Origin of the sequence: Bosea sp. OAE506 (assembly GCF_040546595.1) — a bacterium.
Lineage (GTDB): Bacteria > Pseudomonadota > Alphaproteobacteria > Rhizobiales > Beijerinckiaceae > Allobosea.
Window position 1 is genome coordinate 1753576 of record NZ_JBEPOB010000001.1, and the last position, 23693, is coordinate 1777268.

The window sequence follows — 23693 nt, forward strand, 5'->3', positions numbered from 1 at the left end:
CTCGGTCGCTCCGGACGCTGCCGCAGCGGACCCGGGCGATGGTTTGCCGGCACAAGCTTTCAGTCGACGCGGTCCGCCCGCGCCAGCACGGCCCTCAGCAGCACATCCAGCCCCGGCTCGAGATCCTCGCGCGTGCAAAGCTCGCCGTTGTTGTGGGTGATGCCACCCTGACAGGGGGTGAAGATCATCGTCGTCGGCGCGTGACGGGCGACGAAATAGGCGTCGTGCCCGGCCTGGCTCAGGATGTCGCGGTGGCGGTAGCCCCGGGCGCTGGCAATGCCGCGGACCTGCTCGACGAGCTCGGGCGCGAAGATGTTTCCACCCCAGCGCCAGATATCCAGGATCTCGACGCTGCAGTCGGCCTTCGCCGCCGATTCGTAAGCCGCCCGGCGCATGGCCTCGGCCATGACGGCCGAGGTCGTCGGGTCGGGGTGGCGGACATCGCCGACGGCCTGGGCCCAGTCGGAGAGGATGCCCGGCTTGTTGGGCCAGGCGACAAGGCGGGCGGCGGTCGCCTTGCCACCCGTGCCGGCATGGACCCAGCCGAGATCATCGACCGCGACCAGGAAGCGCGCGCCGGCGATCAGCGCGTTCTTGCGCCGCTCCATCGGCCAGGGGCCGGTATGGGCGGTCTCGCCTTTGAACTCGATCAGCATGCCGGTGGAGGGAAAGCCGCCGGTGACGATGCCGACCTGCATGCCCTCGCGGTCGAGGATCGGCCCCTGCTCGATATGCAGCTCGAAATAGGCATCGAAAGCATGGGGCTGGGCCCCCATCTCGCCGCGATAGCCGATGCGGGCGAGCTCGTCGCCGAGCCTGCGGCCCTCCTCGTCGACCCGGCCCTGGGCCCAGTCGAGCGTGTAGGCGCCGGTAAAGGCGCCGGAGCCGACCATGGGCGGGGAGAAACGCGCGCCTTCCTCATTGGTCCAGTTGACCAACTCGATCGGGCGGCGTGTGCGATGGCCGATCGTGTCGAGCGCCCGGCAGACCTCGAGTCCGCCGAGCACGCCGAGGATTCCATCGAAGCGGCCGCCATTGAACTGGGTGTCGAGATGGCTGCCCATCACCACCGGCGGCAGATCGTCCTGCGTGCCGGGCCGGCGCGCGAAGATGTTGCCGATGCCGTCGACGCGGATGGAGAGCCCGGCCTCGCGGCACCAGGAGACGAACTGGTCGCGAATCTCCATGTCCGAGTCCGAGGCGGCAAGACGCGACAGGCCGCCGGGCCGGCCCGGGCCGATCTCGGCGGAGCGCTCGATCGTTGCCCAGAAGCGGTCCATGTCGATGCGGGCGGGCGCGGTCATGTCCATGGCGTCGTCTTCGGTTGGAAAGGGGCACGCGGCGCGGGCCTGAGGCCGCAACTATCGCGGCAGAGCCCCGTCGCGATCAATGCCCGCCGCCGCGGGGAACCCATCCGCCGTCGCATGGGTTTGCAACCCGCGGAGCTGGCGGGGGCCATCATGACATTGCTGAAGAACCGGCTCGTCATCGCGCTGCTGTCGGCCGCGCTCGGCGCGGTCGGCTGGCTCGTGGCGGAGAACCTGATCCCCGAACGGAAGGATCTGCAGGAGCCGCTGCCGCATCGCCTCGCGGCCGCCGATCCCCAGTTTGCCCGTTCGATGGCCGCGCTGTTCGGCTCGAGCGTCCTGCCGGGCAACCGGCTCGAGACCCTGGTCAACGGCAACGCCATCTTCCCCGCCATGCTGCAGGCGTTGCGGGGCGCGACGCAGACCATCACCTTCGAGACCTACATCTACTGGCGCGGAGACATCGCCGACCAGTTCGCCGAGGTGCTGGCGCAGAAGGCGCGCGAGGGCGTGAGCGTGAAGGTGCTGCTCGACTGGGTCGGCAGCATCCCGATGGAGGAGATGCTGGTCGAACGGATGCAGACATCCGGTGTCGAGGTGGTCCGCTTCCGGCCGGTGTCCTGGCGTTCGATCGACAAGGTCAACAACCGCACGCACCGCAAGCTCGTCGTGGTCGATGGCCGCATCGGCTTCACCGGCGGCGTCGGCATCGGCGACGAATGGAACGGCGATGCCCGCACCCGGGCGGAGTGGCGCGACACGCATTATCGGGTGGAGGGACCGGTGGTGGCCGAATTCCAGGCCGCCTTCGCCGAACACTGGCTGGAAGCGACGGGCGAATTGCTGATGGGGGACCGGTTCTTTCCGGCCATCGCTGCGGCCGGGGACAGCGCCGCCCAGGTGGTGGCGAGTTCGACCAACCAGCGCAGCGTGATGCATCTGATGCTGATGTCGGCACTGTCCGCGGCGAAGACGAAGATCCGGCTCGGCACGCCCTATTTCGTCCCAGACGAGACGACGCGCCGTCAGCTTCTCGCCGCGCGGGCCCGGGGCGTCGAGATTGACATCCTGATGCCCGGCGAACTCACCGATGCGCGGCTCGTCCGCAGGGCCTCGCGCCATTTCTGGGGCGAGCTGCTCGAGGCCGGCATCCGCATCCATGAATTCGAGCCGACGATGTATCACTGCAAGCTCGTCGTGGTGGACGAGGCCTGGGCGTCCGTCGGCTCGACCAATATCGACGACCGGGCGCTGCGGCTGAACGACGAGGTCAACCTCAACGCCTTCGATCCCGCCTTTGCCCGCGAGCAGATCGCGGTCTTCGAAAACGATCTGAAGCGCGCCCGGCCCTACACGCTGGCGCAGTGGCAGGCGCGCTCGCTCTGGGACAAGCTCTCCGACTGGCTCGCCAGCCTGCTGCGCTCGCAGATCTAGAGCCTGCTATCGGCCCCCGGCGAGGGTCTGCCGGCGCAGCTCCGCCTCGACATCGTCGGCCGAAGAGCCGACCTTGCGGACGGCGTCCTCGAGCTGGCTCTTCGAGACACCAAACTTGTCCGTCCAGTAGCGGACCTCGTAATCCTCGCCGAGATTGATGCGCGAGCGGTCCTGCGGGCCGCGCTTCGTCCTGTCGTCTGCCATGGCGATCTCCTTCCTGTTGATCGGAGGAATCGCCAGAGGGGCGTCAGGTTCCCTGGCTTTGCCCGGCCGGCATCAGCCCGAGCCGGTCCCGCGCCGCCCAGCGGCGGAGCATCAGCGCCGCGACCAGTGCGAGCGCGACCGCCAGCCCGATCCAGATGCCGCTGCCGGCGAGCGGCGTGCCGAAGCCCAGCGCAACCGAGAGCGGCAGGCCGATGACCCAGTAGCCGAGCCCGGCATAGAGCATAGGGATGCGCGTATCGCTGATGCCGCGCAGCAGGCAGGAGCCGACGACCTGCGCCCCGTCGACGATCTGGAAAATGGCCGCGAAGACCAGGAAATGCATCGCCAGCGCCGCGACCTCGATCGCGCCGGGGCGGGTGAGGTCGAGGAAGGGACGCACCCACCAATGCGGCGCCAGCCACATAGCCAGCGCCGTCATTGCCATGAAGCCGACGCCGAGCACGATCGCCACCTGTCCGGCGCGCCGGATGCCGTCATGGTCTCCGGCGCCGAAAGCGCGCCCGACGCGCACCGTGCCGGCCTGGCCGATGCCCATCGGGACCATGAAGGTCAGCGAGGCGATCTGGATCGCGATTGCATGGGCGGCGAGTGCGGTGGGGCCGATCAGCCCCATCAGGAAGGCGGCGCCGTTGAAGATCACCACCTCGAAGGCGAGCGTCGCGCCGATCGGCAGGCCGAGCCGCCAGAAGGCACGGTAGCGCGGCCAGTCCGCGACCCAAAAGCGGCCGAAGAGCCGGAAGCGCCGGAACTGGCGGTCACGCAGAATCAGGGCGGCCAGGCCGGCGAACATCAGGACGGAGGAGAGGGCGGTGGCCAAGCCGGAGCCGGGCAGCCCGAGCGCGGGCAGGCCGAGCCGGCCGAACATCAGCACCCAGTTGGCGAAGGCGTTGAACAACACCGCAGCCAGGACCACCAGCATCGCGGCCAGCGGTCGCTGCAGCGCGGCCACGAAACCGCGCAGGACGAGATAGAAGAAGAAGGGCAGCAGGCTCCACTGCAGCGTCCGGACATAGCTGCCCGCCGCCGCGGCCAGGCCTCGATCCTGCCCCATCGCCGTCAGCACGGCTTCCGCCTGCCAGAGGAACAGCCACATCGGCCCGACCAGCGTCGCTGCCGCCCAGAAGCCTTGGCGGACGGTGCGCCGGATCTCGCGCACCGCATGGCGGTTGCGGCCGAGCTCGATCGAGAGCATCGGCGCCACCGCCGCCATCACGCCGATGCCGAAGATCAGCACGGCCATGTAGAGATTGGAGCCGAGCGCGCCCGCCGCCAGCGAATCGGGGCCGAGTTGGCCCATCATCAGCACGTCGGTCGCGGTCATCGCCGTCTGGGCGAGGTTGGTCAGGACCAGCGGCCAGCCAAGACGCAGGGTCGCGCCCGCCTCGGCCAGCCAGGCGGAGCGAGACAAGGGAAGGGCTGAGGATGGCGCGGGCGACGGCATGGGGCGCTGCTTCTAGCCCGCAGCGGCTGCCTGCGACAGCCCGCATCAACGGGGCTGCCACCCGTCAGGCGCAATCGCCCGGCCGCGGATGCGGGCCGGGCGAGAAGGAAGCCTCAGCGCGCCGTCAGCCTCGCAAAGAGGTCGCGCGTCACGCCCAGCACGCGCTCGCGCAACTCAGGCCGGGTCGCCAGCATCCAACCGGCCGCTCCGGCGAGAATCATCCTGAACATGGTCGCATTTCCTCTTGGCAAGACGGCGGGCATCCCCGCCACATGCCGGCCCAACGCCCGTGACGCCGGAAGGTTCAGGGCAGGGCAGGCCTGACTGCGCCGGGGGGCTAAGGTGAGGGGGCGGCACGATGGGGGCGTGAATCGGGACAGGATGCGCGTATCGCAGGCCTAAAAACCAAAGACCCCGGAAACCGCTCATGGGGAGCGATGTCCGGGGTCTGGAAGATGGTGGGCGCGACAGGGATCGAACCTGTGACCCCTACGATGTCAACGTAGTGCTCTCCCGCTGAGCTACGCGCCCGTCTGCCGCGTCGGGATATCGTCGCGGCTTTCGGAACAGGTCCCGCCGTTGCCGGGCGACCATGTTGCGAGGTGTGCGGCTATAGCCGCTCGCTTCGAGGCTTGCAAGGCGCTTTGTGGAGAAAGCGTCGCGGGCCCCGGCGGCGGTCTTCAGGCCGCCAGAAGCTTCTCGACCTCGTTCACCAGCTCACGCAGGTGGAAGGGCTTGGAGAGGACCTTGGCGTCCTTGGGCGTCTGCGAATCGGGGTTGAGCGCCACCGCCGCAAAGCCGGTGATGAACATCACCTTGATGTCGGGGTCGAGCTCGGTGGCGCGGCGTGCCAGCTCGATGCCGTCCATCTCGGGCATGACGATGTCGGTCAGCAGCAGCTCGAAGGGTTCTTCGCGCAGCCGGTTGTAGGCCGACAGCCCGTTGTCGAAGGAGGCCACGTCATAGCCCGCATTCTGCAGGGCCTTGACCAGGAACCGGCGCATGTCGTTGTCGTCTTCGGCGAGAAGTATCTTGGTCATGGGCCTGATCTGTCCGTCCCGTAAGGCCTGTGTTCTGGTGAAGCGGAGGCCGGCGAGCCAAGCCGGTCCCGTTCTCGTCTCTTGTTCGCGCCCCACCCCGCGCGTCTGCGGCGGCAGGGTTATCGGCCTGCCCCCGCAGTGGGAACCCACGGTTTCTATAAGGCATCACTATGGTAAACAACGGGTGAATCCGTGAGCGGTGGCCGCCACGCGCCTACGGCGCTTCAACCGGCGCGCGTTGTGTGCTTGTGTCTGCGCAGATGAGCGAGCCATCCCGCCCCTTTCCCACCGGCCCGGAAGACGTCGTCGCCGAGATCGAGCGGCCCTACACGTTGTACCAGCCGGCCCTGCACATCGTGCCGGTGGTGGTCGATGTGCCGCATGCGGGCCGTCGCTATCCGCGCGCCTTCGTCGAGCGGGCAAGGCTGCCGCTGCGCTCGCTGCGTCGCTCCGAGGACGCCTATGTCGACCGGCTCTTCGCTCGCAGCGTGGCGCTGGGCGCACCGCTGCTGGCGGCCGAGTTCCCGCGCGCCTATCTCGACGTCAACCGCGAGCCCTATGAGCTCGACCCGCGCATGTTCGAGGGGCGGCTGCCGCCCTTCGCCAACACCCGTTCGCTGCGGGTGGCGGGCGGGCTCGGCACGATTCCGCGCATCGTCGGCGATGCGCACGAGATCTATTTCGGACGGATCCCTGTCGAGGAAGCGCTGGCGCGGATCGACGCGCTGTACCGGCCCTATCACGCAGGGCTACGCGACCTCGTGCAGCGCACGCAGCGCGCCTTCGGCACCTGCATCCTGGTCGATGCCCATTCCATGCCCTCGACCGGGCTCGACCGCGACGGGCCGGTAAAACCCGACATCATCCTGGGGGACCGGTTCGGCACGAGTGCGGCCGGCTATGTCACCGAAATCGCCGAGGCCGCCTTCGTGCGCCGGGGCTTCAGCGTGACGCGCAACCGCCCCTATGCCGGCGGCTTCATCACCGAGCATTACGGTGCGCCGAGCGCCGGCGTGCACACATTGCAGATCGAGATCAACCGCGCGCTCTACATGGACGAGGCGACGCTGCTGCCGCATGGCGGCTTCACCGTCCTGGAGGAGGCGATCACCGCCGCCATGGCCGAGTGCTTCGCGCGCTGGAGCGGCTGGCTCGACGAGTTCCGCCAGGCGGCGGAATAGGGCCGGTTCGGCCCCGGCAGGGCGGCTGTTGTCACCACAACAGAAAAAAGGGCCGCACACTTTCGTGGCGGCCCAAGTCTAGGGAGGAAACGCCCAAGGAGGGCAACGAAGGCTTGATGTCATCGCCCCTTCGCAGTGCACAATATGACGGTGCAGCGCAAAAAAGCAAGTGGCCTGACCAAATTTCTGCGAGAGCGGGCGGCGGATGGGGCATGCGTCAGACGCAGAACAAGCCGGTCTGTCCGACGGTGCGAGTGCCCGGCGCTTGCCTTCGCGGCGGCCGGCGATCATCAGGGGCGGGCGCTGCGGGGCCGGCGCGAGAAGGAGCGATCATGAGCGCGGTCGATTTCGGAGCCTTCGTGGCGGAACTCGCCACCCAATCCGGCCGGGCGATCCTGCCCTTCTTCCGCGCCCATCACATGCTCGAGGACAAGTCGCGCGGCGGCGCCTTCGACCCCGTGACCGAGGGCGACAAGGCTGGCGAGAGCGTGATGCGCCATCTGATCCGGCGGCAGTTCCCGGCGCATGGCGTGATCGGCGAGGAGTTCGGCAACGAGAATGCCGATGCCGAATATTGCTGGGTGCTCGATCCGATCGACGGCACGCGCGCCTTCATTTCAGGGATTCCCGTCTGGGGCACGCTGATCGGGCTGACGCGCCGGGGCGTGCCGGTCTACGGCATGATGCACCAGCCCTTCACCGGCGAGCGCTTCTGGGGAGACGGCGGCGAGGCGCGCTATGACGGGCCGGGCGGGGCGCGCATCCTCCGTACGCGGCAGGGCCAGACCCTCGCCGGTGCCACGCTGATGACGACCTCGCCGGCCCTGTTCAAGGGCGAGGAGGCGCAGGCCTATGCCCGGGTCGAGAGCGCGGTGCGGCTCGCCCGCTATGGCTGCGACTGCTACGCCTATTGCATGCTGGCCGCCGGCCATGTCGATCTCGTCATCGAGAGCGGGCTGAAGCCCTACGACATCGTCGCGCTGGTTCCGATCATCGAGGGGGCGGGCGGCATCGTCACCTCATGGGACGGGGGCAGCGCCGCCGGGGGCGGGCGTATCCTCGCCGCCGCCAACAAGTCGCTGCATCAGGCCGCGCTGGCGCTGCTCGCCGGCTGAACCGGCGCTGCCGGCCACGAGCTGCGCGTCCTCGCCCGGAATAAAGGCATCGAAGGCCGCCCAGAACTGCTCCCGGATCAGGTCGCTCTCCATCAGGATCTCGTGGCGCGCCTCGCGCAGGATGAGCGCCTGCCCGGTCTTCAGCCGCGCGGCAAAACGCTCGATTGCCGGTGTCGAGACGACGCGGTCGCGCCCGGCTGCGATCACCAGCGTCGGCACGCGGACTTCACGGGCTGCGTTGGGAGCGGCGAGCCGCGCCATCAGGTGGAAGGCGGTGCGGACCCAGGCGATGGTGGGGTCGCCGATGCTGAGATGGCGGGCGGCCGCCGAGAGCGCGCTGTTGCGGGCATAGCGATCCGGGTCGTTCGTCAGGCGGTTGCCCTCGAAGGGCTTGGTCGCAATCGCCGTGTCGCCGCCGCCGGGCACGAAGGCCTTGCCGAAGCCGAGCCAGAACAGAACATTCGCCAGCCGGCTGGCGGCCTTCGGGTTCTCGATGATGGCGAGGTCGAGCATCGGCGCCAGCGCCACCAGCCGCGAGACAGGCAGCGCGTCGTGGCGGGCGGCGTCGAGGCACAGGGCCGCGCCCATCGAATGGGCGAGGGTGAAATAGGGGCCGGGAAGGCGCTCGCGCATCTGCGCCAGGGCGAGGGCGAGATCCGCCTCGTAATGGCGCAGCCAGCCGATATGGCCCTTGCGTTCGCGGCGGACGAAGCGCTGCGAGCCGCCCTGGCCGCGCCAGTCGAAGGTCAGCACATGGAAGCCGCGGCGGCGCAGTTCGGCGACGGTCTCGCCATAGCGCTCGATGAACTCGGCCCGGCCCTGGACGAGGAGGATGGTGCCGCGCACGGTCTTGACCGTCGGGCGCCAGCTGGCCAAGCGCAGGCTCGCGCCGTCGCGCGTCGAAGCGAACCAGACGCGGCCGTGGCCGGGCATGGGATAGTCGGGATGGGCGAAGAGTTCGGCGTCGGCCATCAGGGACTTTCCGGCGGCTGGCTCGCAATCCGGGCGGCGACGCCGCCGATCCGCCGGGAGCGTTTATGCCCGCTGGAAGGACCACTTGAAAAGCCGAAAACGTCTTCCCAGATCAGCTCTGCGCAGGCCGGAACGGCTGCGCGAACCTGAACCGGGCCCGCGCTCGAGACGAGGCGGGCTGGACACGAACGTCGCTTCTTAGGAGGACATCATGCGTCAATTCGATCTTTCCCCACTCTATCGCTCGACCGTCGGTTTCGACCGTCTGTTTTCGCTGCTCGACCAGGTCGGCAGCGCCGAGACGGCGCCGAGCTACCCGCCCTACAACATCGAGCGCACGGCCGAGAACGCCTACCGCATCACCATCGCGGTCGCCGGATTCGGCGAAGCCGACCTTGCGATCGAGAGCAAGGAGAACGCGCTGACGGTGCGTGGCGAGAAGCAGGCCAACGACAACGGCCAGCCGCGCGAGATCCTGCATCAGGGCATCGCCGCGCGCGCCTTCGAGCGCCGCTTCCAGCTCGCCGACTATGTGCAGGTGACGGGTGCCAGCCTCGAGAACGGGCTGCTCCATATCGATCTCGTGCGCGAGATCCCCGAGGCCAAGAAGCCGCGCCAGATCGCGATCGGCGGCGGCAAGGCCAAGGTGCTCGAGGCCAAGGTGGAGACCGCGCAGGCCGCGTGATCGCAGCCTCACGGCTTGCCTAAAACAGAGGCGCTCCCGGGCAACCGGGAGCGCCTTTTTCGTCGTGGTCAGAAGGCGGTCCACAAGCGGGTCGGCCTCACTCCATCGGCGTGACGGGGACGGCCGGCGTCTCCGGCTTGGGCTGGGCCGAGCTCGAATCCTGCGGCTGCACCGGCGGCAGTTGTGCGGGAATGCCGGGCTGTTCGGTGCGGGCCAGCGGCGGCGTGCGCTCGCCGCCTTCGGTGCCGCGCACATCGGTTGGATTGACGAGACGGGGCTTATCCGCCCCGGTGGCCGGGTCGCTCGGCCCCGGGCTGGGTGCAGCAGGCACGGCAGGCGCGGGCGGGATCTGCATCGCCGGGGCGCTGGCTTCGGCGGGCGGCTTTGGAGCGGGTTCGGGTTCGGCGCGCGGCGGCGCGACCGGAGCCGGCGGGGTCGCGGTCGCCGGCGCGCTCGCCGCGGCGGGCGGCTTCTCCGGGGCCGGAGCGGGCTCGGCTCGTGGCGGCGTTGCCGGGGACGGCGGGAGGGCGGTGGCGGGCGCCGCGGCCTGGCCCGGCGGCTTCAAAGCGGCCGGCCTCTCGGGCGGCTGCGGCGCAAGGCGCGGCGGGCGGGGCTTTGCCTCCTCGCGCGGCTCGACGCGGGCGACGCGCGGCGCCTGGCGCGGCGCCGCCTGCAGGACGATGCGGTCGATCTCCTGGCCGCTATAGGGATCGAGGATGAGGCGAACGCGGGCACCGCTGCGGGTGCGGCCATCGACAACATAGGCGGAGCCGGTGGCGATGGTCCGGTCGACCTGGATCAACCCGAAGTCGCGGGCAGCGATGCGCGAGATCGCGCGCTGCGGGATCGGCGCCGGCGGGCGCGGCGCGACATAGCGGTAGCCGTAGCCATAGCCGAAGCGCTGCTCGAGATAGGGCGCGTCGTCATCGAGGTAGTACTGGGCCGAGGCGGTGCCGGCGGTGCCGGCGAGGGCGCCGGCAACAGCCAGACCCATCAGCGCGGTGCGCGTCGGCGCGGTCGAACGAAGAACCATGAGGGGCAGACCCTTCCAGGATGGACTGACAGGCGTTCAGTCTTCCTTAGGGATTGCGGCATGGGTGGGGCTGAAAGCGGGAGGGTTTCAGCCTTCCGCGGCCTCGATCAGGGCGATCAGCCGCGCGACCTCCGCCTCCGGCGTCGCAAACGACATGACGAAGCGGCCCACCACCTCGCCCTCCGCCAGCGCCTCGCCCGCCGGCAATGCGCGCGCCGACCAGTCGAGATAGCCAACGCCGGCCGCCTTCAGTCGTGACTGCAGGGCGGGGGACAAGATCGGAAACACTTCATTGGCCTGGCAGGGCCAGGCCAGGCGCGCCTGCGAACTGCGCCCGATCGCCTGGGCCAGGCGCTGCGCCAGCGCATTGGCGTGGCGGGCGAGGTCGAGCCAGTGCCCGTCGGCAAGCAGCCCCTCGAACTGGGCGCCGATGAGCCGGCCCTTCGACAGCGTCTGGCCGGCGCGCTTGCGGCGCCATTTCATCTCGGCCGCGCGGGTGGGGTCGAAGAAGACGACCGCCTCGGCTGCCCAGGCGCCGTTCTTGGTGCCGCCGAACGAGAGCACGTCGATGCCGGCCTTCCAGGTCGTCTCAGCCGGGCTGCAGCCTAGCGTCACCAGCGCATTGGCGAAACGGGCGCCGTCCATGTGCAGGGCCAGGCCGCGCGGTGCGGCGGCCGCCTTCAGCGCGCGGATCTCGTCGGGGGTGTAGATCGTGCCGCATTCGGTCGCCTGGGTGATCGAGAGCAGCTGCGGCTGGACCTGGTGCAGCGCGCCCTCGCGGAAGCGCACCAACGTCTGGGTGACGTCCTCGGGCGACAGCTTGTTGCCGGCGCCGGGCAGGCCGATGAGCTTGGCGCCGTCGCTGAAGAATTCCGGCGCGCCGCATTCGTCGTCGGCGACATGGCTCTCTTCATGGGTGATGACGGCGCCCCAGGGGCGGGTCAGGCTCGCCAGCGCCAGCGCATTTGCCGCCGTGCCTGACGTCACCAGGAAGACCGCGACCTCCCGCTCGAAGATCTCGGCGATGCGCCGCTCGGCGGCCTGCGTCCAGCCATCTGTGCCGTAGGCCGAGGCCGGTCCGTCATTGGCGGCGGCGATCGCGGCCATGACCTTCGGGCTGGCGCCCGCGATGTTGTCGCTGATGAAGTTCATGCCGTCAGCGATAGAGCCCGGCGGCGCCGGCGCCAAGGGCTCCCGCCGCCTAGCGGACCAGCGCCTGCACCAGCAGCGTCAGCGCCGCCGCGATCAGGGTCAGGAAGGTGGCGATCATGCCGACCACGCGGAAGCGCAGATCCTCGTCGAGATGCGAGACGCCCCAGGCATGGCTCGCGCGCCCGAGGAGCAGGCAGAGGCAGAGCGCGTGCAGCAGCAGGCCAGGCGCGCCGCGAAACTCGGCCATGGCGAGCAGGAGCAGAGCCAGCGGGGTGTATTCGGCAAAATTGCCGTGGACGCGGACGCGGCGCTCGAGTTCGCGGTCACCGGCGGTGCCGATGGCGACGCGCCCGCTGCGCCGCTGCCGCACGACCGACACCGACAGCATGACGAAGAGCAGCGCCAGCAGCGCGGCGTAGACGGGGACGATGACGAGCGACATGGGGCGAGACCGGAGGAGGGCGGGCCGTCACCCTAGGGGACCGGCCGCGGCGCCGCCAGAGCTGGCGTCAGGGTCGCTCGACAGGAAGTGAGCCTTCATCGCGGCCCTTCATGCCGGAAATGTCGGGACACGCCGTTCATTCAACATAAAATTTCCGAAGCGTGACGAATCACCGCTTGTGCGGAGATTGGAATTCTGGCAAATTCAGCGAATAGGACAGTGTTGCTGTCCCATTTTTCAGCCGCCGGCCGGGCCCCGCAAGAGGAACGGTCGTGCCATCGCAACGGAGCGGATCGATGACGAAGGGCACGGCCAAACACGCCAAAGCCACTCGTACGCGCGCCGCCCGCAAAGCGGCGGCCTGACAGGCGCGGCAGGGCGAAAGCCCTCAGCGCCTGCGGAGGACGCGGGCGCCCCGAGACCAGCGCAAGCCACCTCCGACGAACGAGCGACCCGGCCAGGTTGGCCCCGTCCTTGCTGCAGCTCCGCGAGCCGCGGCGAGCAGGGCGGCCCGGCATGGCCGACAGGTGATATGGACTCAAGGTGGCCCTCCGGCGAAAGCTGGGCGGGCGGTGGCAAGCGGGGTTTGACGATGAGCGAAACCAGCCAGTCGAGCGGCGCCTTCGAGAGCCCGGAGACCGTGGGCGTCACGACGCCGGTCACGCCGGCCTTCGAGCGTTTTCCCGAGGTGCGCGACCCCGCCATGCCGGTGCGCCAGGGGCTCTATGACCCCTCGATGGAGAAGGATTCCTGCGGCGTCGGCTTCATCGCCGACATGAAGAACCGCAAGAGCCACGCCGTCGTCGCGCAGGGCCTGCAGATCCTGCTCAACATCGACCATCGCGGCGCGGTCGGCGCCGACCCGAAGCTCGGCGACGGTTGCGGCATCCTGACCCAGATCCCGCATCGCTTCTTCAGCGAGGAATGCGCGACGCTCGGCATCGCCCTGCCGGAGGTCGGCCATTACGCGATCGGGCAGTTCTTCATGCCGCGCGATGCCGGCGACCGTAAGGTCTGCGAGGACATCGTCGAGCAGACCGTCATCGAGGAAGGCCTGATCTTCCTCGGCTGGCGCGACGTTCCGGTCGACGGCTCCGATCTCGGCAAGGCGGTGAAGGAGACCGAGCCGGTCCATCGCCAGCTCTTCGTCGGCCGGCCGGCCGAGATCGCGACCGAGGAGGAGTTCGAGCGCAAGGTCTACGTCCTGCGCAAGTCGGTCTCCAACAAGGTCTACAAGCTGAAGGACCGCGCCACCGCGACCTATTACCCGGTCTCGATGTCGGCGCGCACCATCGTCTACAAGGGCATGGTGCTGGTCACGCAGCTCGGCAGCTATTTCAAGGATCTGCAGGACGAGCGCTTCGAAAGCGCGATCGCGCTGGTGCATCAGCGCTTCGCCACCAACACCTTCCCGTCCTGGCGGCTGGCGCATCCCTACCGGATGGTCGCCCATAACGGCGAGATCAACACGCTGCGCGGCAACGTCAACTGGATGGCGGCGCGGCAGGCATCCGTCGATTCCGAGCTGTTCGGGCCCGACATCTCGAAGCTTTGGCCGATTTCCTATGAGGGCCAGTCCGACACTGCCTGCTTCGACAACGCGCTCGAATTCCTGGTGCAGGGCGGCTACTCGCTGGCTCATGCGATGATGATGCTCGTTCCCGAGGCGTGGAACGGCAACCCGCTGATGAACGAGGAGCGGCGCGCCTTCTACGAGTATCACGCTGCGCTGATGGAGCCCTGGGACGGGCCGGCCGCGATCGCCTTCACCGACGGAAAGCAGATCGGTGCGACGCTGGACCGCAACGGCCTGCGGCCGGCGCGCTATCTCGTCACCGATGACGGGCTCGTGGTGCTGGCCTCCGAATTCGGCGTGCTGCCGATCCCGGAGGAGAAGATCGTCGAGAAGTGGCGCCTGCAGCCCGGCAAGATGCTGCTGATCGATCTCGAAGAGGGCCGCATCATCGGCGACGACGAGATCAAGACGTCGCTGTGCCTCGCCAATCCCTACAAGGACTGGCTGAAGCGCACCCAGATCGTGCTGGAGGATCTGCCGCCGGTCGAGGCGCGGGCGCAGCGCACCGATGTGGCCCTGCTCGATCGCCAGCAGGCCTTCGGCTATACGCAGGAGGACACCCGTATCCTGATGGCGCCGATGGCGGTGACGGGTCAGGAAGCCGTCGGCTCGATGGGTACGGACACGCCGATCTCGGCGCTCTCGTCGAAGTCGAAGCTGCTCTATACCTATTTCAAGCAGAACTTCGCCCAGGTCACCAACCCGCCGATCGATCCGATCCGCGAGGAGCTGGTGATGAGCCTGCTCTCCTTCATCGGCCCGCGGCCGAACATCCTCGACCTCGAAGGCACCTCGCGGCGCAAGCGGCTCGAGGTGCGCCAGCCGATCCTGACCAATGATGATCTCGAGAAGATCCGCTGCATCGGCCATTACGAGGATCGCTTCGACACCAAGACGATCGACTTCACCTATCCGGCCCGCGACGGCGCGGGCGGCATGGCGGCGGCGCTGGAGCGGCTCTGCGAGCGCGCCGAGGCTGCGGTCCATGGCGGCTACAACATCATCATCCTCTCCGACCGTCTGGTCGGGCCGGACCGGATTGCGATCCCCGCGCTGCTGGCGACGGCGGCGGTGCATCATCACCTGATCCGCAAGGGCCTGCGCACCTCGGTCGGCCTCGTGGTGGAATCGGGCGAGCCGCGCGAGATCCATCATTTCTGCTGCCTTGCCGGCTACGGCGCGGAGGCGATCAACCCCTATCTCGCCTTCGACACGCTGCTCGACCTGCACGAGCAGGGCGCCTTCCCGACCGAGGTCGATGCCTATGAGGTGGTGAAGCGCTACATCAAGTCGGTCGGCAAGGGCGTGCTGAAGGTCATGTCCAAGATGGGCATCTCGACCTACCAGTCCTATTGCGGCGCGCAGATCTTCGATGCGGTCGGCCTCAAGAGCGACTTCGTCGAGCGCTACTTCTTCGGCACGGCCACTGCGATCGAGGGCGTCGGCCTCGACGAGGTCGCGCAGGAGAGCGTCAGCCGCCACAAGGACGCCTTCGGCGACGCGCCGGTCTACCGCAACAGCCTCGATATCGGCGGCGAGTATGTCTATCGCATCCGCGGTGAGGACCATGTCTGGACGCCCGACGTCGTCGCCTCGCTCCAGCATGCCGTGCGCCTCAACGCGCAGGATCGCTATGAGGACTTCGCCAAGCAGGTCAACGACGAGGCGCAGCGGCTGACCACGATCCGCGGCCTGTTCAAGCTGAAGCGGGCCAGCGAGGACGGACGCCAGCCGGTGCCGCTGGAGAGCGTCGAGCCGGCCTCCGAGATCGTGAAGCGCTTCGCCACGGGCGCGATGTCCTTTGGCTCGATCTCGCGCGAGGCTCACGAGACGATCGCGATCGCGATGAACCAGATCGGCGGCAAGTCCAACACCGGCGAGGGCGGCGAGGAGCCGATCCGCTTCAAGCCGATGGCGGACGGGCGCTCGAAGCGTTCCGCGATCAAGCAGATCGCCTCGGGCCGCTTCGGCGTGACGACCGAGTATCTGGTCAATGCCGACGTCATGCAGATCAAGGTCGCGCAGGGCGCCAAGCCCGGCGAGGGCGGCCAGCTGCCAGGCCACAAGGTCGACGCCAAGATCGCCAAGGTCCGGCATTCGACGCCGGGCGTCGGGCTGATCTCGCCGCCGCCGCATCACGACATCTACTCGATCGAGGATCTGGCGCAGCTCATCTTCGACCTGAAGAACGTCAACCCGACGGCGGACGTCTCGGTGAAGCTCGTCTCCGAGATCGGCGTGGGCACGGTTGCGGCCGGCGTCGCCAAGTCGCGTGCCGACCACATCACCATCTCGGGCTTCGAGGGCGGCACGGGCGCGAGCCCGCTGACCTCGCTGAAGCATGCCGGCTCGCCCTGGGAGATCGGCCTGGCCGAGACGCAGCAGACGCTGGTTCTCAACCAGCTGCGCGGCCGCATCGCGCTGCAGGTCGATGGTGGCCTGCGCACGGGCCGCGACGTGGTGATCGGTGCGCTGCTGGGGGCCGATGAGTTCGGCTTCTCGACCGCGCCGCTGATCGCGGCGGGCTGCATCATGATGCGCAAGTGCCATCTCAACACCTGCCCGGTCGGCGTCGCGACGCAGGACCCGGTGCTGCGCAAGCGGTTCAAGGGCCTGCCCGAGCACGTCATCAACTACTTCTTCTTCGTCGCCGAAGACGTGCGCAAGATCATGGCGGAGATGGGCTTCACCAAGCTCGAGGAGATCGTCGGCCGCTCCGACCTGCTCGACAAGCGCGAGGCGATCGACCACTGGAAGGCCAAGGGTCTCGATTTCTCGCGGCTGTTCCACAAGGTCGACATGCCCGGCGTGGCGATCCGCCATGTCGAGCTGCAGAAGCACCCGATCGACGACGTGCTCGACCGCAAGCTGATCGCGGGCGCGAAGGACGCGCTGGAGACCGGCGCGCCGGTCGTGCTCGAACACCCGATCTGCAATGTCGACCGCAGCGTCGGCGCGATGCTCTCGGGCGCCGTCGCCAAGAAGTACGGTCATGCCGGCCTGCCTGAGGACACCATCACGGTGAAGCTCAAAGGCACCTCGGGCCAGAGCTTCGCCGCCTTCCTGGCCGCGGGCGTCACCGTCGAGCTGACCGGGCAGGCCAACGACTATGTCGGCAAGGGCCTCTCCGGCGGCAAGCTGGTGGTCAAGCCGGACCCGGCCTCCAAGGCCGTGCCGGAGCGCTCGATCATCGTCGGCAACACGGTTCTCTACGGCGCGATCGCGGGCGAGGCCTATTTCCGCGGCATCGCCGGCGAGCGCTTCGCGGTCCGCAATTCGGGCGCCGTCGCGGTGGTCGAGGGCACGGGCGACCATGGCTGCGAATACATGACCGGTGGCGTCGTCGCGGTGATCGGGCCGACGGGGCGCAACTTCGCGGCCGGCATGTCGGGCGGCATCGCCTATGTCCTCGACGAGGACGGCACCTTCGCCCAGCGCTGCAACCTCTCCATGGTCGATCTCGAACCGGTCGAGGAGGAGGAGGACCTGATGGAGCGGCTGCACCATCATGGTGGCGACCTCGAGCACAAGGGCCGCATCGACATGGCCAACATGTCGGGCCATGACGAGGAGCGCCTGATGCAGATGCTGACGAACCATGTCGACTATACCGGTTCTGACACGGCCAAGCGCATCCTGGAGAACTGGGCCGATTACCGGACCAAGTTCGTCAAGGTGATGCCGGTCGAATACCGCCGGGCGCTGCGCGAGATGGAACAGGCGCGGTCGCTGCAGGCGGCGGAATAAGACGAGGGTCGGTTCCGGGCGGGCTTCGACCGCCCCGGGACTTCATCGGGACAGGCGCCCCGCCCCGCGGGGATGCCCGGCGAGGCCGGGCGGGACGGCGAGAGACAGGACATGGGCAAGGTCACCGGCTTTCTCGAATTTGACCGGCAGGAGCAGAAGTATCAGCTCGCCGGCGACCGCATCCGCCATTTCCGGGAGTTCACGCTCCCGCTGGAGGAGCGCGACGTCAAGAAGCAGGCGGCGCGCTGCATGGATTGCGGCATTCCGTTCTGCCATGGGCCGACCGGCTGTCCGGTCCACAACCAGATCCCGGACTGGAACGAACTGGTCTATTCCGGCGGCTGGGAGGATGCGTTGCGCAACCTCCATTCCACCAACAACTTCCCGGAGTTCACCGGCCGCATCTGCCCCGCGCCCTGCGAGGAAGCCTGCACGCTGAACCTCGAGAACATGCCGGTCACGATCAAGACGATCGAGCAGGCGATCGCCGACAAGGGCTGGCAGGAGGGCTGGATCGTCCCTGAGCCGGCCGCGGTCCGCACCGGCAAGAAGATCGCCGTCGTCGGCTCCGGGCCGGCGGGCCTGGCAGCGGCGCAGCAGCTCGCCCGCGTCGGCCACGAGGTCCATGTCTATGAGCGCGAGGCGCGGGCCGGTGGCCTGCTGCGCTACGGCATCCCCGACTTCAAGATGGAAAAGAAGCACATCGACCGCCGCGTCAAGCAGATGGAGGCCGAGGGCGTCACCTTCCATTACAACGTCAACATCGGCGTGACGCTGCCGTTCCGCGAGCTCGTCGACGGGCATGACGCGGTGCTGATGAGCGGCGGCGCCGAGACCCCGCGCGATCCCGGCCTGCCGGACACCAATCTCGACGGCGTGCATTACGCGATGCCCTACCTCACCCAGCAGAACAAGCGGGTGGGTGGCGAGGACGTCTCGGGCATCACGCCCATCCTTGCCGGCGGCAAGCATGTCGTCGTGGTGGGCGGCGGCGACACGGCGTCGGACTGCGTCGGCACGGCCTTCCGCCAGGGTGCGCTCTCGGTGACGCAGCTCGACATCCGGCCGATGGCGCCGCAGATCGAGGACAAGCTCACCGTCTGGCCCTATTGGCCGACGAAGTTCCGCACCTCCTCCTCGCAGGCCGAGGGCGCCGAGCGCGAGTTCCAGGCGGCGACGCTCGGGCTCGAGGGTCGCAACGGCAAGCTCACCGGCGTGCGCTGCGCCCGCGTCGACGAGAAGCGGCAGCCGATCCCGGGCACCGAATTCGTGCTGCAGGCCGATCTCTGCTTCCTCGCCATCGGCTTCGCCGGTTCGCTGATCGAGGGCATGATCGCGCAGTCGGGCGCGGCCGTGGACAAGCGCGCCAACGTCGTCGCCAATGACAGCGACTATCGCACCAGCGTCGACAAGGTCTTCGTCGCCGGCGACATGCGCCGCGGCCAGTCGCTCGTCGTCTGGGCGATCCGCGAGGGCCGCCAGGCCGCGCATGCGATCGACAAGCACCTGATGGGCGAGACGATCCTGCCGGTGTGAGGGGCTTTCGTCATGGTCGGGCCTGACCCGACCATCCCGGAAACCAGTGGCCTCTCGTCGTGAGATTCTCGCGTCAAGCCCGAGAATGACGGCGGGCCCTGGGCCTCACCGCGGCCAGCGGTGATCGTCCATTCGCCCCGGCTTCGGATCGGGCAGGATGCCCTCGCCGAAGATGCGGTCGAGCTGGCCGGCGATTTCGCCGCGGCCCCGCGCCTCGGGGATCGAGACCAGCAGCGCCTGTTCGCCCGGCCCGGCCGTCCCCGTCAGCGGCAGGATCGGCCCGGCCGCGGGCTTGGCCTGGAGCGCGGCGGGCAGGCTGATCACGGGCAGGCCCGCGACCATCTGATCGATCAGGCGCTCGATGCCGCCCGGCTGCAGCTCGGGATTGGTCGGGGCTCCGGTCTCGGGCGAGACCGGCAGCGCAATGATGCCGCTCTGGACCCCTGGCGCAAACAGCCGCCGCACCAGCACATCGACGAAATGCGCGGCCTTGCGAGCGCCGGCGCCGGTGAAGTGGATACCGTCGCCGAGCCGCAGCCGCGTGGGCTGGCCGGAGACGTCGGGGCCCATCGCAGCGTAGCGGTTTTCCGCATCGACGAAGGCGCCCCAGAGATCGACATATTGCCCGCCGGCACGCTCGACCTGCTGGCGGTACTGCTCGTTGAAGGTCACCAGATCGGCGGAGAGCCGCGCGTTCTGCACCGGCGGCGCGCCGACCCAGATCAGCGGGACGCGCCGTGCCGCGAAGGCCTGCGCGACGGCATTGATGCGCTCGCGGTAGAGTTCGAGCCAGCGCGGGCTGAGCGGCTCGTGAACGGTTTCGCCCTCGCGGATCGCCTGGCGGTCGTTGAGGCCGACCAGCATGACGCCCAGTCCGACCTTGGCATCGCCGGCGACGAGTTCGGCGGCGGCCCTGGGCCAGTCGTGGAAATCGCTGCGGACGAGGCCCGAATCCGGTTTCGCCCGCGCGATCACGGCGAGATCGGGCCGGTCCTCCAGCGCTTCCTCCAGACCGTCGGCCAGAAGGTTGGCGAGCGAGTCACCGATGACGAGGATGTGGTGGGCGACGTCGACCTTGGGGATGACGGGATCGTCGCGGACGACGACGGGAGCCGCCGGGCGGCGGCGAACCACCGGCGCGACGCGCTGGCGCTGCGGCTGGACGACCTGGGGCTGTGCAGGCTGCTGCCAGAAGAGCTGGAAGAAACTGCGCTGCTGCTGCGGTTGCGGCTGGGCCTGTCGCGCCTGCTGCGCGTGGGAGGGGGCTCCGCCGGCCAGAAGGAGCAGGCCGGCGACCGCCAGCATCGTGAAGAGGGCGCGCAAACGCATCGGGCTCTCGATCCGCGCCCCTCTGCGGGGCCGCGCCATCATAGCGGAAGACGCGGCATCCGTCAGCGCGGGCTGCGCAGCCGCGCGAGCAGGGCCGGCGTCGGCCAGCCATCGGGGATCTCGCCCTGCCGGAGCTGATACTGGCGCACCGCTTCGCGCGTGCCGGTGCCGATGCGCCCGTCGGCGTCATGGTCGTAGAGGCCGAGCGTCTTGAGCCGGCGCTGCAGGTCCTGGATGCCGGCCTTGTCGAGGCGGGGCGCCTGGACCGGCCAGTCCGCCTGGATGGCGGGGCGGCCCAGGATGCGGTCGCCGAGATGGCCGACGGCGAGCGCATAGGCGTCCGACGAGTTGTACTTCTTGATGACGTCAAAATTCGCGGTCAGCAGTATCACCGGGCCGCGATGGCCGGCGGGGTAGAACAGCCGCCCCTCGCCTGAGGAGGGCAGGCGCCCGCCATCGGCCTTGCGCACGCCGGCGGAGGCGAATTGCGAAAAGCTCGCCTTGTTGAGCTTGTGGTCGAACCCTTCGGGCAGCGTGACCTCGAGGCCCCAGGGCAGGCCCGGGACCCAGCCATAGCCCTTGAGGTAGTTGGCCGTGGAGGCGAGCGCATCGGCGGTCGAGTTCCAGATGTCGGCATGGCCGTCGCCGGTGAAATCGACTGCATATTTGCGGTAGCTCGAGGGCATGAACTGGGTGTGGCCCATGGCGCCGGCCCAGGAGCCGCGCAACTCGCGGCGCTCGACATGGCCCTCCTCGATCAGCTCCAGAGCGGTCAGAAGCTCGTCGCGGAAGAAGTCGCCGCGGTAGCGGATATGGGCGAGCGTCGCCAGCGAGCGGATGGTGTCCTTGTCGCCCTTGAACGAGCCGTAATTGGTTTCCATGCCCCAGACGCCGAGCACGATCTCCTTTGGCACGCCGTAGCGCGCCTCGACCTGCGCCAGCACCGAGGCGTTGTCGGCTGCCGCATCGCGACCGCGGGGAATGCGCGTGCCGCCGACCGCGCTGTTGAGATAGCCCCAGATCGGGGCCGTGAATTCCGACTGCTTCTTCGTCAGCGCCGCAATGGCGGGGTCCGGCGTCACGCCGCGGAAGGCGGCGTCGAAGGTCGCGCGCGAGATCCCGCGCGCCTGGGCCTGCGGCCAGAGCTTCTGCAGGAAGGCGCCGAAATCGCCCTCGGCCGGGCGCGCGGTTGGGGTGGGCGGGGCCTCACGCGTGCGGGCGGAGGTGCTGATCGAGCCCGTCGTCTGGGCAAGCGCGGGCGCCAGGCTGATCAGGGCCGTTGCGGCGATGACGGACAGGCGCATGGACAACTCGGACGGCTGGAGAGAAGGGTCGCTCCAGAGCGCCCGAACAAGATTAACCAAAGGTTAAGCCTGGCGGCAATGATGGGCGCGCGGTGTCGCAAGCCGCCGCGGGGAGGCGGTCACATCGCGTTGCGGGTCTTTAGGCTTGTTTCCCAGGCCAGCGCCTGGCGGACGATCTCCTCGAGGTCGTCATGCTCCGGCTTCCAGCCGAGTTCGTCGCGGATCCGGTCGGCCTTGGCGACGAGGGCGGCGGGGTCGCCGGCACGGCGGCCCGAGAGCCTGACGGGGAAATCGACGCCGGACACCGCCTTCACGACCTCGACGACCTCCTTCACCGAATAGCCCCGGCCATAGCCGCAGTTCAGGGTCAGGCTCTCGCCGCCGCCGCGCAGATGGTCGAGCGCGGCGAGATGGGCGCGGGCGAGGTCGGTGACGTGGATGTAGTCGCGGATGCAGGTTCCGTCGGGCGTCGGATAGTCGGTGCCGAAGACCTCGAGCCCGTCGCGCTGGCCGAGCGCCGCCTGGCCGGCGACCTTGATGAGATGCGTCGCGTTGGGGGAGGACTGGCCGGAGCGGCCCTTGGGGTCGGCGCCGGCGACGTTGAAATAGCGCAGCACGATGTAGCTCAGCCCATGCGCCTTCGCCGCATCGGCGAGCATCCATTCGCTCATCAGCTTGGAGCGGCCATAGGGGTTGATCGGGTGAAGCTCGATCTCCTCCGGCACCGGGCTGACCGCGGGTTCGCCATAGACGGCCGCGGTGGACGAGAAGATGACGCGACGCACGCCGCCGCGCACCGCACTCTCCAGCAGGGCCCGCGTCTTCACGGTGTTGTTGAGATAGTAGCCCAGCGGATCGGCGACGGATTCCGGGACGACGATCTTCGCGGCGAAATGGGCGATCTCGGTCACGCCATGCTCGGCGATGATGCGCGCCACGAGCTCCTGGTCGGCGACATCGCCCTGGATCAGCGGCACCTCCTTCGGCACGGCCCACCAGAAGCCGGTGGAGAGGTTGTCCAGAACGACCACGCTCTCGCCACGGTCGAGCAGTTCCAGAACCATGTGGCTGCCGATATAACCGGCACCGCCCGAAACAAGTACCGCCATCGCCTTCAGCCACCTCCCGCCTACAGGAACCGCGCCACGCAACTCGCGTTCACGGTCTCGCAAGCTCATTCTGCTTTTAATACGATGTGACCGGCTCAACCAAGCCGCGAGCTGGCCGCTCTTCCACCCGAACCGCCGCAGGCACCCCATGCCGAGGCGCCAATTGGACCTTCAATGTCGAAACGCATCCGCAAGGCCGTCTTCCCCGTCGCCGGTCTCGGCACCCGGTTTCTCCCAGCGACCAAGGCGATCCCGAAGGAGATGCTGACGGTCGTCGACCGGCCGGTGCTCCAGCATGTCGTGGACGAGGCGCGCGCCGCCGGAATCGAGCATTTCGTCTTCATCACCGGCCGCAACAAGGCTGTGATCGAGGACCATTTCGACTTCGCCTACGAACTCGAAGACACCCTGCGCAAGCGCAACAAGACCGCCGAGATCGAGGCCCTGGCCGCCGATCTGCCGCTCGCCGGTGCGACCAGCTTCACCCGCCAGCAGCAGCCGCTGGGCCTCGGCCACGCCGTCTGGTGCGCGCGCGACATCATCGGCGACGACGAGCCCTTCGCCCTGCTGCTGCCCGACATGCTGCACCACACCCATGGCCGCGGCTGCCTCGCGCAGATGATCGACGCCTACAACAAGCATGGCGGCAACCATATCGCGGTGGCTCCCGTGCCCGACGACCAGACCCATCAATACGGGATCGTCGGTGTCGAGAACCGCGAGGCCAAGGTCTCGAAGGTGACCAAGATGGTCGAGAAGCCCGCGAAGGGCACGGCTCCCTCCAACCTGCACATCACCGGCCGCTACATCCTGCAGCCGACGATCTTCAACCTGCTGGCCAATCAGGAGCCGGGCGCCGGCGGCGAAATCCAGCTCACGGATTCGATGATCGCGCTGTCGCGGCTGGAGCCGTTCCACGCCGTGCGCTTCGACGGCGACATCTACGACACCGGCTCGAAGATGGGCTTCCTGGCGGCGAATGTCGCTTATGCGCTCGACCGGGACGATCTCGGCCCGCAGCTGCGCATGGAGCTCGAGCGGCTCATGGAGCGCTGATCATGCGCC

At 68.6% G+C, this 23693-nt stretch carries 18 protein-coding genes and 1 tRNA gene; 7 read left to right on the forward strand and 12 right to left on the reverse strand.

Translation table 11 applies throughout. The annotated features are described in order from the left end of the window. Nucleotides 1–59: 59 nt before the first annotated feature. Nucleotides 60–1310, reverse strand: coding sequence for a Zn-dependent hydrolase (locus ABIE41_RS08500; protein ID WP_192644055.1), 1251 nt, complete (start codon nt 1308–1310; stop codon nt 60–62). Between the two features lie 150 nt (nt 1311–1460). Between ABIE41_RS08500 and ABIE41_RS08505 the strand changes: the two genes are divergently transcribed. After that, complete coding sequence (locus ABIE41_RS08505; RefSeq protein WP_192644054.1) at nt 1461–2741, forward strand: phospholipase D-like domain-containing protein; 1281 nt, start codon at nt 1461–1463, stop codon at nt 2739–2741. A 6-nt stretch (nt 2742–2747) separates the two neighbouring features. Here the strand turns inward: ABIE41_RS08505 and ABIE41_RS08510 are convergent, their stop codons facing one another. The 4 genes from ABIE41_RS08510 to cpdR all read right to left on the reverse strand — a co-directional run bounded on the left by ABIE41_RS08510 (nt 2748) and on the right by cpdR (nt 5447). Beyond that, nucleotides 2748–2945 carry a DUF3606 domain-containing protein gene (locus ABIE41_RS08510; protein WP_192644053.1) on the reverse strand — a complete coding sequence of 66 codons (198 nt, stop codon included), beginning with the start codon at nt 2943–2945 and terminating at the stop codon, nt 2748–2750. A gap of 43 nt (nt 2946–2988) precedes the next feature. Next, nucleotides 2989–4407 carry an MATE family efflux transporter gene (locus tag ABIE41_RS08515; RefSeq protein WP_192644052.1) on the reverse strand — a complete coding sequence of 473 codons (1419 nt, stop codon included), beginning with the start codon at nt 4405–4407 and terminating at the stop codon, nt 2989–2991. 456 nt (nt 4408–4863) lie between these two features. Continuing rightward, nucleotides 4864–4938 (reverse strand) — tRNA-Val (locus ABIE41_RS08520). A 149-nt stretch (nt 4939–5087) separates the two neighbouring features. After that, on the reverse strand, nt 5088–5447 hold the full coding sequence (gene cpdR, locus ABIE41_RS08525; RefSeq protein WP_038363805.1) for a cell cycle two-component system response regulator CpdR: 360 nt from the start codon (nt 5445–5447) through the stop codon (nt 5088–5090). A gap of 260 nt (nt 5448–5707) precedes the next feature. On the opposite strand from cpdR, the gene ABIE41_RS08530 reads away from it, so the two are divergent. Together ABIE41_RS08530 and hisN are read left to right on the forward strand one after the other, a co-directional pair. Continuing rightward, nucleotides 5708–6628 (forward strand): N-formylglutamate amidohydrolase, encoded by a 921-nt coding sequence (locus ABIE41_RS08530; protein ID WP_192644051.1) that lies wholly within the window; start codon nt 5708–5710, stop codon nt 6626–6628. 332 nt (nt 6629–6960) lie between these two features. Continuing rightward, nucleotides 6961–7743, forward strand: a complete 783-nt coding sequence (hisN, locus tag ABIE41_RS08535) for a histidinol-phosphatase (protein WP_192644050.1) — start codon at nt 6961–6963, stop codon at nt 7741–7743. Here the strand turns inward: hisN and ABIE41_RS08540 are convergent. After that, nucleotides 7648–8715 (reverse strand): alpha/beta hydrolase, encoded by a 1068-nt coding sequence (locus ABIE41_RS08540; RefSeq protein WP_192644049.1) that lies wholly within the window; start codon nt 8713–8715, stop codon nt 7648–7650. The genes hisN and ABIE41_RS08540 overlap by 96 nt on opposite strands. Nucleotides 8716–8926: 211 nt before the next feature. Between ABIE41_RS08540 and ABIE41_RS08545 the strand changes: the two genes are divergently transcribed. Further along, on the forward strand, nt 8927–9400 hold the full coding sequence (locus ABIE41_RS08545; RefSeq protein WP_192644048.1) for an Hsp20 family protein: 474 nt from the start codon (nt 8927–8929) through the stop codon (nt 9398–9400). Nucleotides 9401–9497: 97 nt separating this feature from the next. Here the strand turns inward: ABIE41_RS08545 and ABIE41_RS08550 are convergent, their stop codons facing one another. The 3 genes from ABIE41_RS08550 to ABIE41_RS08560 all read right to left on the reverse strand — a co-directional run bounded on the left by ABIE41_RS08550 (nt 9498) and on the right by ABIE41_RS08560 (nt 12027). Then, nucleotides 9498–10433, reverse strand: coding sequence for a hypothetical protein (locus ABIE41_RS08550; RefSeq protein WP_192644047.1), 936 nt, complete (start codon nt 10431–10433; stop codon nt 9498–9500). Nucleotides 10434–10520: 87 nt separating this feature from the next. Further along, complete coding sequence (locus ABIE41_RS08555) at nt 10521–11585, reverse strand: threonine aldolase family protein (protein WP_192644046.1); 1065 nt, start codon at nt 11583–11585, stop codon at nt 10521–10523. 49 nt (nt 11586–11634) lie between these two features. After that, nucleotides 11635–12027 (reverse strand): MAPEG family protein, encoded by a 393-nt coding sequence (locus ABIE41_RS08560; protein ID WP_192644045.1) that lies wholly within the window; start codon nt 12025–12027, stop codon nt 11635–11637. Between the two features lie 586 nt (nt 12028–12613). Here ABIE41_RS08560 and gltB point away from each other — a divergent pair. Together gltB and ABIE41_RS08570 are read left to right on the forward strand one after the other, a co-directional pair. Continuing rightward, nucleotides 12614–17350: a glutamate synthase large subunit gene (gene gltB / locus ABIE41_RS08565; RefSeq protein ID WP_465247115.1), complete on the forward strand. Its 4737-nt coding sequence runs from the start codon at nt 12614–12616 to the stop codon at nt 17348–17350. 111 nt (nt 17351–17461) lie between these two features. Further along, nucleotides 17462–18886 carry a glutamate synthase subunit beta gene (locus tag ABIE41_RS08570; RefSeq protein ID WP_192644043.1) on the forward strand — a complete coding sequence of 475 codons (1425 nt, stop codon included), beginning with the start codon at nt 17462–17464 and terminating at the stop codon, nt 18884–18886. 105 nt (nt 18887–18991) lie between these two features. Here ABIE41_RS08570 and ABIE41_RS08575 read toward each other — a convergent pair whose 3' ends face one another. From ABIE41_RS08575 to galE, 3 genes are all read right to left on the reverse strand, one after another. Beyond that, nucleotides 18992–20215 carry an SGNH/GDSL hydrolase family protein gene (locus tag ABIE41_RS08575; protein WP_192644042.1) on the reverse strand — a complete coding sequence of 408 codons (1224 nt, stop codon included), beginning with the start codon at nt 20213–20215 and terminating at the stop codon, nt 18992–18994. A gap of 62 nt (nt 20216–20277) precedes the next feature. Further along, nucleotides 20278–21519 (reverse strand): lytic murein transglycosylase, encoded by a 1242-nt coding sequence (locus ABIE41_RS08580; RefSeq protein ID WP_192644041.1) that lies wholly within the window; start codon nt 21517–21519, stop codon nt 20278–20280. A gap of 119 nt (nt 21520–21638) precedes the next feature. Beyond that, nucleotides 21639–22628 (reverse strand): UDP-glucose 4-epimerase GalE, encoded by a 990-nt coding sequence (galE, locus tag ABIE41_RS08585; RefSeq protein ID WP_192644040.1) that lies wholly within the window; start codon nt 22626–22628, stop codon nt 21639–21641. Nucleotides 22629–22802: 174 nt separating this feature from the next. On the opposite strand from galE, the gene ABIE41_RS08590 reads away from it, so the two are divergent. Then, nucleotides 22803–23684: a UTP--glucose-1-phosphate uridylyltransferase gene (locus ABIE41_RS08590; protein WP_192644039.1), complete on the forward strand. Its 882-nt coding sequence runs from the start codon at nt 22803–22805 to the stop codon at nt 23682–23684. Nucleotides 23685–23693: the final 9 nt, after the last annotated feature.